13 protein-coding genes are annotated in these 15660 nt (G+C 72.1%); 6 read left to right on the top strand and 7 right to left on the bottom strand.

What is annotated here, in order from left to right; all coding sequences use genetic code 11:
- The first annotated feature begins 127 nt into the window (after positions 1–127).
- Both ACYSUO_RS14340 and ACYSUO_RS14335 read left to right on the top strand, forming a co-directional pair.
- Positions 128–799 carry a TetR/AcrR family transcriptional regulator gene (locus ACYSUO_RS14340; protein ID WP_461776469.1) on the top strand — a complete coding sequence of 224 codons (672 nt, stop codon included), beginning with the start codon at positions 128–130 and terminating at the stop codon, positions 797–799.
- 11 nt (positions 800–810) lie between these two features.
- Entirely contained in the window at positions 811–1602 is a 792-nt protein-coding gene (locus ACYSUO_RS14335) for a thioesterase family protein (protein WP_461776468.1), read from the top strand.
- Between the two features lie 49 nt (positions 1603–1651).
- Here the strand turns inward: ACYSUO_RS14335 and ACYSUO_RS14330 are convergent, their stop codons facing one another.
- Complete coding sequence (locus tag ACYSUO_RS14330) at positions 1652–3754, bottom strand: isocitrate lyase/phosphoenolpyruvate mutase family protein (RefSeq protein ID WP_461776467.1); 2103 nt, start codon at positions 3752–3754, stop codon at positions 1652–1654.
- Between the two features lie 113 nt (positions 3755–3867).
- On the opposite strand from ACYSUO_RS14330, the gene ACYSUO_RS14325 reads away from it, so the two are divergent.
- Positions 3868–4341 (top strand): SRPBCC domain-containing protein, encoded by a 474-nt coding sequence (locus ACYSUO_RS14325; RefSeq protein WP_461776466.1) that lies wholly within the window; start codon positions 3868–3870, stop codon positions 4339–4341.
- A gap of 42 nt (positions 4342–4383) precedes the next feature.
- Here the strand turns inward: ACYSUO_RS14325 and ACYSUO_RS14320 are convergent, their stop codons facing one another.
- The gene (locus tag ACYSUO_RS14320; RefSeq protein ID WP_461776465.1) at positions 4384–4932 is read right to left on the bottom strand and encodes a putative immunity protein; all 549 of its coding nucleotides are present in this window, start codon (positions 4930–4932) and stop codon (positions 4384–4386) included.
- A 256-nt stretch (positions 4933–5188) separates the two neighbouring features.
- On the opposite strand from ACYSUO_RS14320, the gene ACYSUO_RS14315 reads away from it, so the two are divergent.
- Positions 5189–6328 (top strand): LCP family protein, encoded by a 1140-nt coding sequence (locus tag ACYSUO_RS14315; protein ID WP_461776464.1) that lies wholly within the window; start codon positions 5189–5191, stop codon positions 6326–6328.
- Between the two features lie 12 nt (positions 6329–6340).
- On the opposite strand, the gene ACYSUO_RS14310 is transcribed toward ACYSUO_RS14315, so the two are convergent.
- A complete protein-coding gene (locus ACYSUO_RS14310) occupies positions 6341–6832 on the bottom strand; it encodes a MarR family winged helix-turn-helix transcriptional regulator (protein WP_461776463.1) in 492 nt (163 codons plus the stop codon).
- A gap of 145 nt (positions 6833–6977) precedes the next feature.
- On the opposite strand from ACYSUO_RS14310, the gene ACYSUO_RS14305 reads away from it, so the two are divergent.
- Positions 6978–8471, top strand: a complete 1494-nt coding sequence (locus ACYSUO_RS14305; protein WP_461776462.1) for a UbiD family decarboxylase — start codon at positions 6978–6980, stop codon at positions 8469–8471.
- Here the strand turns inward: ACYSUO_RS14305 and ACYSUO_RS14300 are convergent.
- Entirely contained in the window at positions 8386–9357 is a 972-nt protein-coding gene (locus tag ACYSUO_RS14300) for a LysR family transcriptional regulator (protein WP_461776461.1), read from the bottom strand. The genes ACYSUO_RS14305 and ACYSUO_RS14300 overlap by 86 nt on opposite strands.
- Before the next feature lie 101 nt (positions 9358–9458).
- Between ACYSUO_RS14300 and ACYSUO_RS14295 the strand changes: the two genes are divergently transcribed.
- Positions 9459–10292 carry an oxidoreductase gene (locus ACYSUO_RS14295; RefSeq protein WP_461776460.1) on the top strand — a complete coding sequence of 278 codons (834 nt, stop codon included), beginning with the start codon at positions 9459–9461 and terminating at the stop codon, positions 10290–10292.
- An 18-nt stretch (positions 10293–10310) separates the two neighbouring features.
- Here the strand turns inward: ACYSUO_RS14295 and ACYSUO_RS14290 are convergent, their stop codons facing one another.
- The 3 genes from ACYSUO_RS14290 to ACYSUO_RS14280 all read right to left on the bottom strand — a co-directional run bounded on the left by ACYSUO_RS14290 (position 10311) and on the right by ACYSUO_RS14280 (position 15535).
- Positions 10311–10883, bottom strand: coding sequence for a dihydrofolate reductase family protein (locus ACYSUO_RS14290; protein WP_461776459.1), 573 nt, complete (start codon positions 10881–10883; stop codon positions 10311–10313).
- A gap of 103 nt (positions 10884–10986) precedes the next feature.
- Positions 10987–13935 (bottom strand): FAD-binding and (Fe-S)-binding domain-containing protein, encoded by a 2949-nt coding sequence (locus ACYSUO_RS14285; protein ID WP_461776458.1) that lies wholly within the window; start codon positions 13933–13935, stop codon positions 10987–10989.
- Between the two features lie 331 nt (positions 13936–14266).
- On the bottom strand, positions 14267–15535 hold the full coding sequence (locus ACYSUO_RS14280; protein ID WP_461776457.1) for an aspartate aminotransferase family protein: 1269 nt from the start codon (positions 15533–15535) through the stop codon (positions 14267–14269).
- Positions 15536–15660 lie beyond the last annotated feature (125 nt).

Raw genomic sequence — 15660 nt, 5'->3', positions numbered from 1 at the left:
CGGCGGTCGGTCAAGAGGTCGGAACGAGTTCAACCGGGCTTCTGGCGCGGGGAATTGGCTGATTCTAAAATTCGGTTCGGTACGACAGTGGGTGCGCAACAGTGGGTACGGAGGGGGTGACGACCGGATGGCACGCAAGGCGGAGCGGATCTCGGCCAAAGACAACGCGTGGCAGTGGAGCCGCACGGAACAGACCCGTCGGAACCTGCTGGACGCCGCCCGCGAGGTCTTCTGCGAGCAGGGGTTCACGGACACGGCGATCGTCGCGGTGGTGCGCAGGGCGGGGTCGAGCGTCGGCAGCCTCTACCACCATTTCGGCGGCAAGACGGAGCTGTTCGTCGCGTTGTGGGAGGACTACGAGAACTCCCGCGAGCGCGAGGCGGCCGAGGCGGTGGCCACGGCGCGGGCGGCGGGCGAGACGGATCCGCTGGAGCTGTTCCTCGTCGGCACCCGCAGCTTCCTGGAGGGCTGTTGGCGGCGGCGTGACCTGATCGAGCTGTGGATGGACGGCGACGGGCCGCCCGGTTTCGAGCTGATGCGCCGGGCGCGCGGCCGCGAGTGGATCCGGCAGAACTCGGTGCTGCTCGAAGCCGGCAAGGAGCCCGTGGACCGGCTGGTGGTCGGCGTCCTCACCTCCGTCATCGGCGAGGCGGGGAGGGAGATCGGCACGTGCGCGCGCAAGCGGGACGCGGACGCGATCTGTCACGCCACGCTCGCGCTCATCCGCAGGCTCGATCCGCTGCACATCGATCCGCTCCGCATGACCGACCCCCGTACGCACCGGCGTACGACGCACTGAAGGGAACACACGTGGCACAGACCGAGGACGCGGCGCCCTACTTCACCCGGAGCGCGGACGTGTTCGTGCCCGAGTCGCACGCGCGTGGCTGGTGGGCGCCCGACACGGTGCACGGCCGGCTCCTGGGCGGGCTCGCCGCGCGGGCGCTGGAGCGTGAACACGCCGAGGAGGGGCTGCACTTCGCGCGGCTCACCGTCGATCTGTTCCGCACCGCGCCGTTCGCCCATGTCGGTGTCACCACAGAGCGGGTCCGCGACGGGCGGCGGATCCGCGTGGCCGACGCGGTCGTGCGCGGCGCCGACGGGAAGCCGCTGGCGCGGGCCAGTGCCGTGCTGCTGCGCACCGGCACACCGCCGCCGGGTCACATTCCCGCGACCGGCCCATGGGACGCGCCCGCGGCGCAGGAGCTGCTGGCCCCGCACGGGCGCACCCAGTTCCTGCGGTTCGACGACGAGCTTCGGCCCGTGCGCGAGTGGAGCGGCGATCAGCGGCGGCGGTCCTGGATGCGCGACGCCCGGCCGCTGGTGGGCGGGGAGGCGCTGTCCCCGCTCGTCCGCGCCGCGCTGGCCGCGGACACCGCGAGCCCGCTCGCCCACGCGAGCGACCACGGCCTGCGCTATATCAACGCCGACTACACCCTGTCCCTGAGCCGGCTCCCGCTCAGCGACGAGATCGGCCTGGAGGCGACGGGGCACACGGCGGAGGACGGCATCGCCGTCGGGCACTGCACGCTGTACGACGCGGCGGGCCCGATCGGCTACTGCACGACGACGGCGCTCGCGAACCCGGCGCCGGAGCGCTGACCGCTTTCTACAGGGACTGTTCCAGCGCCTGGGCCTGCTACAGGGGCTGCTACAGGTCCTGTACTTCCCCGTACGAGAGGGTGTTGCCGGTGGGCCGTCGTCCTTCGCGGACGGCCCGCGCGGTGGCCACGGCTTCGCCGAGCGCCCTGCGGTAGAGCAGCGAGCCGAGGCTGACGCGGCGGACGCCCAGCGCGGCGAGTTCGTCGAGGGTCGGGCCGGTGGGCGAGTAGAGGATGTTGAGCGGTCGTTCGAAGCGGGCGGCGATGTCGCAGATCCGGTCGGATTCGGCGAGGCCGGGCACGAACAGCCCGTCGGCGCCTGCTTGTTGGTACGCGGCAAGGCGCTCCTCGGTGCGTTCCTGCTCACGGCCCAGCCAGTACGTGTCCGTGCGGGCGTTGACGAACAGCTCGGGGACGGCGTCCTTGACCGCTGCGATCTTCGCGGCGTGCTGGTGTGCCGGGGTGAGGCTGCCGTCGGCGCGACCGTCCTCGAGGTTGATCCCGGCGGCGCCCGCGGCGCTCAACTGGCGGGCCAGGTCGGCGACTTCCTCCGGATCGTCGCTGAATCCGCCCTCCATGTCGACGGTGAACAACAGCTGGGTGCGCCCGAGTCGGCGGGCCAGGTCGAGGGTGGCGTCGGCGGTGACACCCGCGCCGTCCGGGAGCCCGGCCGCGGCGGCCACACCGAGGCTGGTGGTGCCGACGGCCTCGAACCCGGCACCGGCCAGGGCGGCGGCCGAGGCACAGTCCCAGGCGTTCGGCAGCAACAGCGGCACGTCCTTGCGGTGCAGGCGGGCGAAGGGGGTGACCGAGGACTGCCGGTGCGCGAGGGCACCCGCGGCGAGGGCCATGGCGTGCTCCCGACCCGGGCAGACACGCGGCGGCGCCCCGAAGGCGAGCGGCTCGTCGGCATCCGTGGGCCCGACCGCCGTGGCGCCCAGGAGAACAAGATCCCCGACGGCGATGTCCCTACCGGCGACACGGGTGTCGCGGGCGGCGACGCGGCGCAGGGCGCGGACGGGCGGGTCGTTGCGCAGGGTTTCGTGGAGGAGGTGCTCGATGGGGTGGGCGTCGGCGGGACCGGAGACGGGGGCGGCCTCGGCATGGCGCACCAGGGCGGCGGTCGCGTCGCGGGCCTGTACGAGGAGGCAGATGCGGGCGGCGGCGAGCTCGGTGTGGTCCGGGGGTTGGGGGGCGTCGGGTTGCTGGGGGCCGTCCGACTGCCGGGCGCCATCCGGCTGTCGGGGGCCGTCCGCCTGACGCGGGCCATCGGTCTGCCAGGCGCCGTCCGTCCGGCAGGGGCCATCGGGCTGCTGGGCGCCGCCCACCTGCCGAGGGCCCTCCGACTGCCGAGGACCGTCCGGCTCTCGAGGGCCATCCGGCTGCCGGTCGCCGCCCGACTCCCGAAGGCCATCCGACTGACCGGCGCCATCCGACCGCCGAGGACCGTCCGCCTGGCGGGCGCCATCCGCCTGCTGGGCGCCGTCCACCTGTCGCGGGCCGTCCGACCGCCAGGCGCCATCCGACTGCCGAGGACCGTCCGGCTCTCGGGGGCCAACGGGCTGACCGGCGCCATCCGGCTGCCGGTTGCCGCCCGGCCCTCGAGGGCCATCCGACTGCCGGGCACGATCCGGCTGTCGCGGGCCGTCCAACTGCCGGGCGCCTTCCGGCACTCGGGCGCCGTCGAGGACCGGTTCCCGGATGCCCTCACCCTGCCGCTCCCACGGCGGGGACAGCAGGTCCACGAGGCGGGCCACCGCTGCGTCGGCCTCCGGGGTCTCGCCGCCGAAGTAGACACGGGACACAGTCCCGACCGCCTCCGCCACGGCGTGGGGTTCGCGGTATCCCAGGGCCTCGGCGAGGGTGCTCACCACGTACGGAGCCGCGTCCTCGGTCTCGGGCCACCGTGCCGCCGCCTTCCGCAGCCGCGCCACGTCGAGGCGGGCCAGCTCGGCCTCCACCAGCGCCCGGCGCCGCGCGTGCGTCTCGCCGGAACTGAACCGGGGCACCGAGGCCCGCAACCAGGTCATGGACGCGCCCTGCTTCCACTCGGCAGCCGGCGGCGCCTCAGGTACCTCCGGCACCAGGTACGGGTTGGCCAGCGCCGCACGCGCGTCCTTGTAACGGGAGATCTCATGCACGGTTCGGTTCATGCCACCGACGCTAGGCGCGGAACACTTCGGGACCGGCCGAAGCGTCCCCGCTCTCCAGCGTCGCCCTCGCGTCTTCCCGGGGCGGGCGAAGGCCCGAACGCTACGCTCGGCCGATGTACTCGACCGAGCTCACCCAGCACGTGAACGCCCCACGTGCCGCCGTCTACCGGGCGCTCATCGACGCGGACGCGATCGCGCACTGGCGGATGCCCGACGGCATGACCAGCCGTGTGCACGAGTTCGACGCCCGCGAGGGCGGAAGGTTCCGCGTCTCGCTCACCTACGACGCGCCCACCGGGAACGGAAAGTCGGCCTCGCACACCGACACGTACCACGGACACTTCGCCAGGCTCGTACCGGACGAGCAGGTGGTCGAGGTGCTCGCCTTCGAGTCCGCCGATCCCACGCTGCGCGACACGATGACCATGACCACCACGCTCACCGACGCGGACGGCGGCACCGAGGTGCGGATGCTGCACGAGGGGATCCCCGACGTCGTGCCCGCCGACCAGAACGAGACGGGCACGCGGATGGCACTCGAGAACCTCGCCCGGCTCGTGGAGACGGACCCGCGTTACGGCGGCTGACTCCAGGCTTCGGCACCAGCACCAGCCGGTGCCGCCTCCGCGTTACTGGTGCGGACCGCGCAACGACGCGTCGAGCGCGCTCATCAGGTGCGCCACACGTCCCTTCCCCTGAGGCGCCGCGGGGTACCGGCTCAGCACGTCGACGAGGACGCGGGTGGCGCGCCGCCGGGCCCGTTCGACGTCCCGCTCCCCCACCTCCGGATCGCCGCCCGCGGCCAGCTCCGCCACACGGGCCGCGCAGGCGGCCGCGCGCAGGATGTGCCCGACCTGGGTGGCCTTCGCGATCGGGTGCAGATACGCGGCGGACGCGGCGTCGCCCGCGGCGCGCGCGGCGAGCCGGGCGGCTTCGCTGTCCGCCGCCGCGGCGGCCCGGTGCGCGTCGAGCGAGGTGACGCGCTGCAGCCGGGACCGGTTCGCGCCGTTGACGAACTCCCACGCGGCGTCGACGGCCGCGCGGGGCCGCGGGTCGTCCGGCGCCGCGGCCTCGAACACGGGGAGGACCTGTTCGGCGCTCTGCACGGCGTACCGCGCGACCTCGCGCAGCTCGTCCATGGTCAGTTCGAAGTCTCCGGTCGCGGTGGTCGTCGCCATGGCCCGATCCTCTCACCGCGCCCGCACGGGTCCGGAAGCCCCGGACCGGTCGGGCCCTTCGCCTCTTGGCGCCCCGCGTCCGCCCGGGCGACGGTATTAGGACGGAAGTGGAGTGACCGTGTGCACCGCAGCGCACGGCCGCCCGGCGACGTCACGCCCGGCAGAGCGCCGCCCACCGAAGACGAGCGCCCCGACAGTCGCGCCGCACGCACCGCCGCCGGTCCGGGCCGGCCCCTCCACGAAAGGTTCCTCACCGATGGCCACGCGCGAAGGACGACGGTTCCCCCTGCCCGAGCGGAACCCGGACAACCAGCGCCGCAAGGCCGAGCACACTCACAAGGACGGAAGCCCCCGCAAGGCCGAACGCACGCACAAGCAGCGCATCGCCCGCCGGGTCATCTGGGTCGTCGCCCTCCTCCTCATCGTCTGCCTCGGCACGGCCAGCTGCGCGTACTGGCGTCTGGACCACAACGTCTCCGGGATCGACCTGTCCAAGGTGCTGACGGACACCGACGACTCCGGCGAGATGAACATCCTCGTGATGGGCTCCGACTCCCGCTCCGGTGACAACGGCGACCTCGCCGGAGGCGACACCGGCGGCACCTCGCGTTCGGACACCACGGCCGTCGTGCACATCAACGAGGACCACACCAAGGCGGAGACCGTGTGGATCCCGCGGGACACCCTCGTCGACATCCCCGCGTGCACCGACAGCGACGGCGACACGGCCCCCGCGCAGCAGGACGCCATGTTCAACTCGGCGTACAGCAAGGGTGGTCCGGAGTGCACGGTGAAGACCGTAGAGCAGATGTCGGGCCTCGAGCTGAACCACTACGTAGAGCTCGACTTCTCCGGATTCGTGGACTTCATCGACGACATCGGCGGTGTCACCATCACCACGACCGAGGACATCGACGACCCCGACAGCGGCTTCGACGAGCCGGCCGGCACCCACCACCTCGACGGCGACGAGGCCCTCGCCTTCGTCCGCACCCGGCACGGTGTCGGCGACGGCTCGGACCTGGACCGCATCACCCTGGAACAGCAGATGGCCACCGCCGTCATCGACCAGGTGAAGGCCCGCGACCTGGTCACCCACCCCAAGCAGGCCTACGACCTCGCGTCCGACCTGACGAAGTCCCTGACCACGGACACCGGTCTGGACTCGGTGAGCTCCCTCCTGGGCCTCGGCAAGAGCCTGACCGGCATCGGGGCGGACGACGTCACCCAGGTGACCCTCCCGACCGAGACCGCCCCCGGCGACCCCAACCGCGTCGCCCCCAAGGCCCCGGACGCGGACCAGGTCTGGAACGCGCTCAAGAACGACGCGTCCATCCCGTCGTCGATCGTGCACGACCAGCGTGAGAACCCGGCGAACTCGTCGACGTCGAAGTGACGGCGTGAGGGTTCACGAGCCCTGTTGACGCAACGTCACCCGCCGCAGCATCCGCAGGAATTCCTCCCGCTCCTCCTCCGAGAGCACGTCCAGCAGCTGGTCGCTCACATCCGTGACACCGGGCGCCAGCCGCGTCACCAGGTGACGGCCGCTCTCCGTGATGCGCACCAGCTTGCGGCGCCGGTCGCGCTCGTCCTTCTCGAGGTCCAGCAGGCCCCGCCGGCGCAGTCGCTCGAGGAGCGGTGCGGCCGTCGACTTGTCGAGGTGGGCCAGGGTGCCGAGCGTGCCCTGGTCCATGTCGCCGTGCAGGTCGAGCAGGCTCAGGACGGTGAACTGCGGTCCTGTGAGGTCCTGGTGGACCTGCTCGTACCAGAGCCGTGTGTGCAGCTGGTTCAGCTGGCGCGCGAGCGGCCCGACGCCGTCGAGCGCCGCCTCCAGGGCCTCGGCGTGCGGGCTCTTTCGGGACGGCGGACCGGACAGTGGACGGGATGCCGGACGGGACATCGGATGGGACCCCTCGCTTGATTAGGACGTACACGTACTTTACCGTGAGAAAAGAAGGACGTGTACGTAATAACTGTGTGTGACACCTTCGGGGGGAGCCGATTCCGCCGGCCCACGCCCGCAGGAACCGTAGGAAAGGTCTGCAATGACGCAACGCGGCAGCGCGCTCAACTTCCGTGACTTCGTCGAGGAGTTGATCGGGGCCGGCGACGCGGTCGACATCCGTCAACCGGTCAGCCCCACCCTCGAGGTCGGCGCGATCACGCGGCGTGTGTACGAGACGCGTGGCCCCGCTCCCTTGTTCAGCAATCTCACCGAGGGCGCGCCCGGGCATCGCATCCTCGGCGCGCCGGCCGGTCTCACGGGCCGCGCGGACGGCGCGTACGGGCGGCTCGCCGCGCACTTCGGGCTCCCCCGCGACACCACGCCGCGCGAACTCCTCGAACGGCTCATCTCGGCGATGCACGCCGAGCCCCTCGCGCCGCGCGTCGTGGACGACGGCCCCTGCAAGGAGAACGTCCTGACGGGCGAGGACGTCGACCTCACCCGCTTCCCCGTCCCGCTGCTGCACGCCGAGGACGGCGGCCGCTACTTCGGGACGTACGGCTTCCATGTGGTGCGCACGCCCGACGGCCGGTGGACGAGCTGGTCCGTCAGCCGCACGATGCTGCACGGGCCGCGCACCCTTGTCGGGCCCGCCATGCCGCAGCAGCACCTCGGCATGATCCATCAGATGTGGCGGGAGCGCGGCGAGCCCACGCCCTGGGCGATGGTCATCGGCGCGCCGCCCGCCGCACTGGCCGCCGCGGGCATGCCACTGCCCGCCGAGGTGAACGAGGACGGGTATGTGGGCGCCCTCGCCGGCAGCCCGGTGGACGTCGTGCGGACCGAGCTGCACGATCTGCACGTGCCCGCCAACTCCGAGATCGTGCTGGAGGGTTGGATCAGCCCGGACGAGACCGCCCCCGAGGGGCCGATGGGCGAGTACCACGGCTATTCGTTCGCCGAGAGCAAGCAGCAGCCCGTCTTCCACGTCGCGACCGTCACCCATCGCGACGAGCCCATCCTGCCGGTGTGCGTGGCGGGACTGCCGCCGGAGGAGAACCACACCATCTGGGGCACGATGATCTCGGCGACCAGCCTGGACCTGCTGCGCTCCAGCGAGCTGCCCGTTTCCATGGCCTGGTGCTCGTACGAGGCCGCGACGTGCTGGATCGCCGTCTCCGTGGACATCGGGCGGCTGGCGGGGATGCGGATGAGCGAGCGCCAACTGGCCGATGCCGTCGCCGAGGTGCTGTTCGGCTCGCACACCGGGTGGCTCGTCCCGAAGGTGATCCTGGTCGCCGACGACATCGACGTCACCGACATCGACCAGCTGGTGTGGGCGATGGCGACGCGCTACCACCCCGGCACCGGCGAGTACGTGTACCCGGAGGCGCCCGGCATCCCCATGGTTCCCTACCTCACTCCGGAGGAGGCGCGCGCGGGCCGTGGTGGCAAGGCTGTCATCAGCTGCCTGCTTCCCGCTCAACTGGCCGGTGAGGCACCGGGGATCACCGCTTCGTTCCGGAACTCGTTCCCCGAGGACGTGCGGCGGCGTGTGGTCGAGAAGTGGGAGGAGTACGGGTTCCGTCACTGAGGTCCGCGGCGGCGCGCGCGTACGCGTGCACCAGTGGGCGGCGGTCGTCGGCGCGCCAGGCCAACACGAACCGGCTGGGTGAGATGCCGCGGACGGGGCGGGTGACGACGCCGCCGAGGGTGACCAGCGGCGCGTTGCCGAGCGCGAGCAGGACGACGCCGAGTTCCGCGGCGAGCGCCTCGTACGTCTCCTCGGCGCTGGCCACCTCGGCGCCGATGACCGCGGGTTTCCCGCCGCGGGCTTCGGTGGCGAGCCAGTAGTCCCGCAGCGGCCCCGCGCTTTCGGGAAGCGCGAGGAACGGCTCGTTCAGGAGGTCCGCGAAGTCGACGGTCTCGCGGTCGGCGAGCGGGTGCGTCTCGGCCATGGCGACCAGGCGGGGCTCCTCGGCGACCGGCGACCACCGGTAGCGCTCCTGTTCCGGCAGCGGCAGCCAGACGAACGCCACGTCGCTCGTGCCGTCGGCGAGCCCTGCGGTCGAGTCGTCCCAGGACACCTGGCGGACCCGGAGCCGGGTGTCGGGGTGCTCGGCGGTGAAGCGGGAGCGGATCGCCGGCAGCACGCCCCCGCGCCCCGGGCTGGTGCTCATGCCCACCACGAGGGCCGACGCCTGCTCGGCCACCACCTTGGCGACCGAATCCCGCGCCGCCTCCCACTCGGCGACCATCCGCTGGGCGTGCGGCAACAGCGCCGCCCCCGCCCGGGTCAGCCGGACTTCGCGCCGGTCCCGCTCGAACAGCGCGGCCCCCACCTGCTTCTCCAGCATCCTGATCTGCTTGCTCAGCGCGGGCTGCGAGACGTACAGCCGCTCGGCCGCACGCTTGAAGTGCAACTCCTCGGCCACCGCGGTGAAGTACCTGAGGTCCCGCCCGTGAACGTCCATAACCATCGGCTATCACGGCAGATCTTGGACGGGCAACTGGTCCGCACCGCAAGGTAGTTCGCAGCGGGGCCCCCGACAGGGGCGGCTCCCGGATCGAGGAGAACACCATGAACAGGGTTTGGCTGGTCACGGGAGCGAGCAGCGGGTTCGGCCGGGCGATCACCGAGGCGGCGGTGGCCTCGGGGGATGTCGTGGTGGCCGCCGCACGCCGCACCGCGCCGCTCGACGATCTGGTCGCCGCCCACCCGGACCAGGTCGAGACGCTGGCGCTGGACGTGACCGCCATCGACGACGTGCAAGCCGCGGTCGACGGCGTGGCCGCCCGGCACGGCCGGATCGACGTCCTGGTCAACAACGCCGGGCGCGGCATGGTCGGGGCGGTCGAGGAGGCCACGGACGCGGAGCTTCGGGACCTGATGGACCTGCATTTCTTCGGCCCTGCCGCGCTCACCCGTGCCGTGCTGCCGCACATGCGCCGCCGCGGCTCGGGCACGATCGTCCAACTCACCAGCATGGGCGGCCGGTTCGCGTTCGCGGGGGTCGGCGCCTACTGCGCCACCAAGTTCGCCCTGGAAGGGCTCTCCGAGGCGCTGGCCGCCGAGGTCGCGCCGCTCGGCATCAAGGTGTTGATCGTCGAGCCCGGAGCGTTCCGCACGGGCTTCGCCGGCACCGAGGCGGTGGCCCCGGCGCCGGTCATGGACGCCTACCGGGACACCGTGGGCCCGGTCGTCTCCGGACTGCCGGGAGGCAGCGGCCAGGAGCCCGGCGACCCGGCCAAGGCCGCTGCCGCCATCCTGACCGCCGTGGACGCCGACGAGCCGCCGCTGCGCCTGCCGCTCGGCAACGACGCGGTCGACGCGATCACCGCCCAACTCGACGGCGCCCGATCCGAGTTGACCTCGTGGGAGAAGCTCGCCCGCTCCACCGACTTCGACGCGTGACGGAGCGCTCCGAGGGCCTCAGCGCACGACGTCAAAGACGTTCTTCTGCAGCCCGTTCGCGTACGCCTCGTGCTCGACGAGCTTCAGATGCTGGGTGTCCTTGTCCGTCGCGCTGAACAGTCGCTTGCCCGCTCCGAGCAGCAGCGGGAAGACCAGCAGGTGGTAGCGGTCGATGAGGCCCGCGTCCGACAGGTTGTGATTGAGGGTGGCGCTGCCGTGCATGATGATCGGGCCGCCCTCGGTCTCCTTCAGCGCGGCGACCTCGTCGAGCGAGCGCAGGATCGTCGTCTCACCCCAACCGGACACCAGGTCACCGGACTTGAGGGTGGTGGACACCACGTACTTCGGCATCGGCTTGTACTCGGCGAACTCCTCCATGCCCGGCCACACCGGGCTGAACGCCTCGTAGCTGACCCGGCCGAAGAGCATCGCGGTCGCCTCGGTCTGCTCCCGACCCTTGATCTCGAACGCCTCGGGCACGAAGTCGACGCCCTTGAAGGTCCACCCGGAGTTGCGGTACCCGGGCTCGCCGCCCGGCGCCTCCATGACTCCGTCGAGGGACACGAAGGCCGTACTGATCAGCGTGCGCATGTCGGATCTCCCTGGTTCTTCACTCGTCATCGGTCGGCTCTGCACCAACTAACACTCATGGACCGGCGCGCGCGGCAGAACTCATCGGAAAGAGGCGGGCCGGTCAGTTTCCTCGCCGGGACCGCAGCGCGTCCCTGAGGAGTTCCGCGAGGTGGCGTGGGCGGCGGTCGGAGAGTTGGGTGATCTGGGTGCGGCAGCTGTACCCGTCCGCGAGGACCACCGTGTCGTCGGCCGCCTCGCGCAGGGCCGGCAGCAGGGCCTGTTCGCCGACCGCGACCGACACGTCGTAATGGCCGTCCTCGAAGCCGAAGTTGCCGGCCAGGCCGCAGCAGCCGGAGTCGAGGCGGCCGCTGTCCACGCCGACGCGGGCAAGCACCCGGTCGTCCGCCTTGCTGCCGAGCGTGGCGTGCTGGTGGCAGTGGGTCTGGGTCAGGGCGGTGACGTCGTCGAGCCGGCCGAAGTCGACGTCGGGGGCGCGCTGGTCGAGGAGTTCGGCGAGCGTCATGGTCTGGTCGGCCAGGCGCTTCGCGCGGGGGTCGTCGGGGAACAGCTCCGTGGCGTCCGTGCGGAACAGGGACGTGCAGCTGGGCTCCAGGCCGATCAGTGGCATCCCTTGCTGGAGGTAGGGGTCGACGGCCTTGAGGGTGCGGTCCAACACCTTCTTGGCCATGTCGAGTTGGCCCGTCGTGTGCCAGGTCAGGCCGCAGCACAGGCGGTCGGGCGGGAGGACCACCTCGAAGCCGGCGTGTTCGAGGACGAGGACCGCCGCGCGGCCGACCTCGGGCGACATGAACTCGGTGAAGGTGTCGGGCCAGAGGAGTACCTTGCCCCGGCTGCCGGGGGCCGGCACGTTGCGGCGCTTCTTGAAGCTCGTACGGAAGCGGCGCCCGGCGAAGGGCGGGACGGGGCGCTCCGGGGCGATACCGCCCGCCTTCTTAAGAAGTGTGGCGGCCTTCTTGTTGCGCGTCACCGCGTTGACGAGGCTCGGCGCGAGGCCCGCGAGGTGGGACCACAGGGGCAGCCAGCCGAGTGCGTAGTGGGAGGCGGGGCGGCGCTTGCCCTTGTAGTGGTGGTGCAGGAACTCCGCCTTGTAGGAGGCCATGTCGACGCCTACAGGGCAGTCGCTCTTGCAGCCCTTGCAGGACAGGCACAGGTCGAGCGCCTCGGCGGCCTCCTCCGACTGCCAGCCGTCGGTGATGACGTCGCCCTGCACCATTTCGTACAGCACGCGTGCGCGCCCGCGCGTGGAGTCCTTCTCGTCGCCGGTGGCGCGGTAGCTGGGGCACATCACGCCGCCGGACGCGGTGCGGCACTTGGCGATGCCGACGCAGCGGCGCAGCGCTTTGGTGAGGTCGCCGTCGTCCTCGGCGAGGGCGAGCGTGGTGGTGAGCTGGAGGGTGGGGCGGTGGCCCGCGGTGATGCGCAGGCGTTCGTCGGCGGCGCGGGGGTGGACGAGGATGCCGGGGTTGAGCCGGTTCTCCGGGTCCCAGATCGCCTTGAACTCGCCGAATGCGTCGATGGCCTCCTCGCTGTAGACGAGGGGGAGGAATTCGGCGCGGGCCTGGCCGTCGCCGTGCTCGCCGGAGAGCGTGCCGCCGTGCCGGGCGACGAGTTCGGCGGCGTCCTTCATGAACGTACGGAAGATCCGCACGCCTTCGGCCGTCGCGTGGTCGAAGTCGATGCGGATGTGCACGCAGCCCTCGCCGAAGTGGCCGTACGGGGTGCCCTGGAGGCCGTGCGATTCCAGGAGCGCGGCCAGATCGCGCAAATAGTCGCCGAGGTGTTCGACGGGGACGGCGGAGTCCTCCCAGCCGGGCCAGGCCTCGGAGCCGTCGGGTGCGCGGGTGGCGAGGCCCGAGCTGTCCTCGCGGATGCGCCACAGGGCGGCCTGTTCCGCCGGGCTCTGTACGAGACGTACGTCGACGGCGCCGGTGTCCTTCAACAGGGCGTCGGCGCGGGCCTGTTCGGCCTCGGGGTCGGGCGTCGCGTCCGCGTGGCCGAACTCGCACAGCAGCCAGCCCGCGCCCTCGGGGAGCATCTCCTCGGGGCGGGCGTCGGGGACGTTGCGGCGCAGCGCCGCGACCTGGTCGCCGCCCAGGCCCTCGCAGGCGATGGGTTCGTGGCGCAGCACGTGGCGGGCCGCGTCGCCGGCGGCCGGAAGGTCGGAGAAGCCGAGCGCGACGAGGGTGCGGCGGGCCGGGAGGACGACGAGCTTGACGGTGGCCGAGACGACGACCGCACAGGTGCCTTCGGTGCCGACCAGCGCCGCGGCGAGGTCGAAGCCCTTCTCCGGCAGCAGGTGTTCGAGGCTGTAGCCGGAGACCTGGCGGCGGAAGCGGCCGAACTCGGTGCGCAGCATGCCGAGATGCCGATCACGCAGATCGCGCAGGCGGGCGTGGATCTCGCCGGTGCGGCCGCCCTCGTCGATGACGTCCTGCAGTTCGTCGGCGTCGAGGGAGCGCAGCCGGATGCGCTCGCCGTCGTAGGTGAGGACCTCGAGTTCGACGATGTTGTCGGCGGTGCGGCCCCAGGCCACCGAGTGGGTGCCACAGGCGTTGTTGCCGATCATGCCGCCGATGGTGCAGCGGGCGTGCGTGGACGGGTCGGGCCCGAAGCGCAGGCCGTGCGGCTTGCAGGCGTCCTGGAGGCGGTCGAGGACGACGCCGGGTTCGACGCGGGCGGTGTGCGCCTCGGCGTCGATCTCGACGATCCGGTTGAGGCTGCGGGAGGTGTCGATGACGACGCCGTCGCCGACGGCCTGCCCCGCGATGGAGGTGCCTGCGCCGCGCAGGGTGACGGCGACGTCGAGGGCGTGGCAGGCGGCGAGCGCCGCGGCCAACTCGTCGGTGTCGGCGGGCAGCACGACGGCCGCGGGCACCTGCCGGTACACGGAGGCGTCCTGCGCGTACTCGGCGCGCCGGCGCTTCCCGAAGGCGACCTCGCCGTGCGGCACGGCCTCCCGCAGCGCGCGCTCCAGCTTCTGCAGCGTCGCCGGGTCGGGCGCGTCCGGGCGGGGCGCGGTGGATCCGGTCGTGGCGACGGGGGCGGACATGGTGGCTCCTTCGGGCGGGGCGACGAGCTGCGCGGACGGGGACGGGGTGGTGGCTAGAGGGTCTCAAGATCGTTGCGCCGAGGTGGCGGAACGTGGGCATTGCGGGGTCACGGTTGGGCGGAGCCGGGGTGGGCCGGCGGCGAGGTGCTGCCCGCACCGGGGGCCGCCCCTGTGCCCACCCGTACCGCCCCTCTGGGGCGGCCCGATTGCCCACAGGGGCGGCGGCGACGCGCAGTCGCCCGGGCAACGCACAGTCGCCCCGGCGCGGCGGCGGCCGGCCGGGGCGACAGTGGAGCTCGGGGCGGTGCCGTCCCGATTCCTGCCGGAGGTGTCAGCCGAGGACCGCCGCGACCGACTCGCGCCACAGCCCCAGGCCCTCGTCGATCTCCTCGCCGTTCACGACGAGCGGCGGGATCATCCGGACGACCTGACCCTGCGTCCCGCAGGTGAGCAGCAGCAGCCCGCGCTCGGACGCGGCGGCGTGCACGCGGGCGGCGGTGGCGCCGTCCGGCTCGCCGTCGGCGGTGACGAACTCGGTGCCCGCCATCAGGCCGAGGCCGCGGACGTCACCGATGCCGCCCTGACCGCCGACCGGGTAGGCCTCCGCGACCTCGCGCAGCCCGGCGAAGAGCTGCGCGCCACGCTCCGCGGCGTTCTCGACGAGCTTCTCCTCCTGGATCACGTCGAGCGTGGCGATGGCGGCGGCGCACGCCACCGCGTTGCCGCCGTACGTGCCGCCCTGCGAGCCGGGCCATGCCCGCGCCATCAGCTCCTTGGACGCGGCGATCGCGGACAGCGGGAAGCCGCTGGCCAGGCCCTTGGCGGTGACGATGATGTCGGGCTTGCCGTCGAAGTGGTCGTGGCCCCAGAACTTGCCGGTGCGCCCGAAGCCGGTCTGCACCTCGTCGATGATCAGCAGGATGCCGTGCCGGTCGGCGCGCTCGCGCAGGCCGCGCAGGAAGGCCGTGTTCGCGGGAACGTAGCCGCCCTCGCCGAGGACCGGCTCCACGATGAACGCGGCGGTGTCGGCGGGCGTGGTGACGGTGGCGAGCAGCTGGTCCAGCTCGCGCAGCGCGAACTTGGTCGCGGTCTCCTCGTCCCAGCCGTAGTAGAAGCAGTTGGGGAACGGCGCGAGCGCGACGCCCGACATCAGCGGGCCGTACCCGGAGCGGAACTTGGTGGCCGACGTGGTCATGGACGCGGCGGCGAGCGTACGGCCGTGGAAGCCACCCTGGAAGGCGACGATGTTGGGCCGACCGGTGGCCTGCTTGGCGAGGCGCATCGCGGCCTCGACGGCCTCCGAACCAGAGTTGACGAAGAAGAGCGAGTCCAGACCGTTCGGCAGTACCTCGCCCAGGCGCGCGCTGAGGGTCTGCAGCGGCTTGTGCATCACGGTCGTGTACTGGCCGTGGATGAGCTTGCCGACCTGCTCCTGGGCGGCGGCCACCACCTTCGGGTGGCAGTGCCCTGTGGACGTGACGCCGATGCCGGCAGTGAAGTCCAGGTGGGCGCGGCCCGACTCGTCGTAGAGACGGACGCCCTCGCCGCGTTCGGCCAGGACGGGGGTGGCCTGCTTGAGGACGGGGGACAAGGCACTCATGGACGGCTCCTCGCTCGGTGACCGCGGTGATTCACGGATCTACTACGGAGATCAACATCAGGCCGCGTCGTAGGATTGTCAACAACCTACACTCATGCAAGCATGCAATTCGGCGGCTGTCCACG

Source organism: Streptomyces sp. UC4497, from assembly GCF_054871485.1.
This window is presented reverse-complemented; position numbering and strand designations above follow the sequence as displayed.

Bases quoted from the DNA above. Each gene is read 5' to 3' on its own strand.
- ACYSUO_RS14340 (WP_461776469.1), top strand. From the start codon at position 128: ATGGCACGCAAGGCGGAGCGGATCTCGGCCAAAGACAACGCGTGGCAG.
- ACYSUO_RS14330 (WP_461776467.1), bottom strand. From the start codon at position 3,754: ATGAACCGAACCGTGCATGAGATCTCCCGTTACAAGGACGCGCGTGCG.
- ACYSUO_RS14325 (WP_461776466.1), top strand. From the start codon at position 3,868: ATGTACTCGACCGAGCTCACCCAGCACGTGAACGCCCCACGTGCCGCC.
- ACYSUO_RS14320 (WP_461776465.1), bottom strand. From the start codon at position 4,932: ATGGCGACGACCACCGCGACCGGAGACTTCGAACTGACCATGGACGAG.
- ACYSUO_RS14315 (WP_461776464.1), top strand. From the start codon at position 5,189: ATGGCCACGCGCGAAGGACGACGGTTCCCCCTGCCCGAGCGGAACCCG.
- ACYSUO_RS14310 (WP_461776463.1), bottom strand. From the start codon at position 6,832: ATGTCCCGTCCGGCATCCCGTCCACTGTCCGGTCCGCCGTCCCGAAAG.
- ACYSUO_RS14305 (WP_461776462.1), top strand. From the start codon at position 6,978: ATGACGCAACGCGGCAGCGCGCTCAACTTCCGTGACTTCGTCGAGGAG.
- ACYSUO_RS14300 (WP_461776461.1), bottom strand. From the start codon at position 9,357: ATGGTTATGGACGTTCACGGGCGGGACCTCAGGTACTTCACCGCGGTG.
- ACYSUO_RS14295 (WP_461776460.1), top strand. From the start codon at position 9,459: ATGAACAGGGTTTGGCTGGTCACGGGAGCGAGCAGCGGGTTCGGCCGG.
- ACYSUO_RS14290 (WP_461776459.1), bottom strand. From the start codon at position 10,883: ATGCGCACGCTGATCAGTACGGCCTTCGTGTCCCTCGACGGAGTCATG.
- ACYSUO_RS14285 (WP_461776458.1), bottom strand. From the start codon at position 13,935: ATGTCCGCCCCCGTCGCCACGACCGGATCCACCGCGCCCCGCCCGGAC.
- ACYSUO_RS14280 (WP_461776457.1), bottom strand. From the start codon at position 15,535: ATGAGTGCCTTGTCCCCCGTCCTCAAGCAGGCCACCCCCGTCCTGGCC.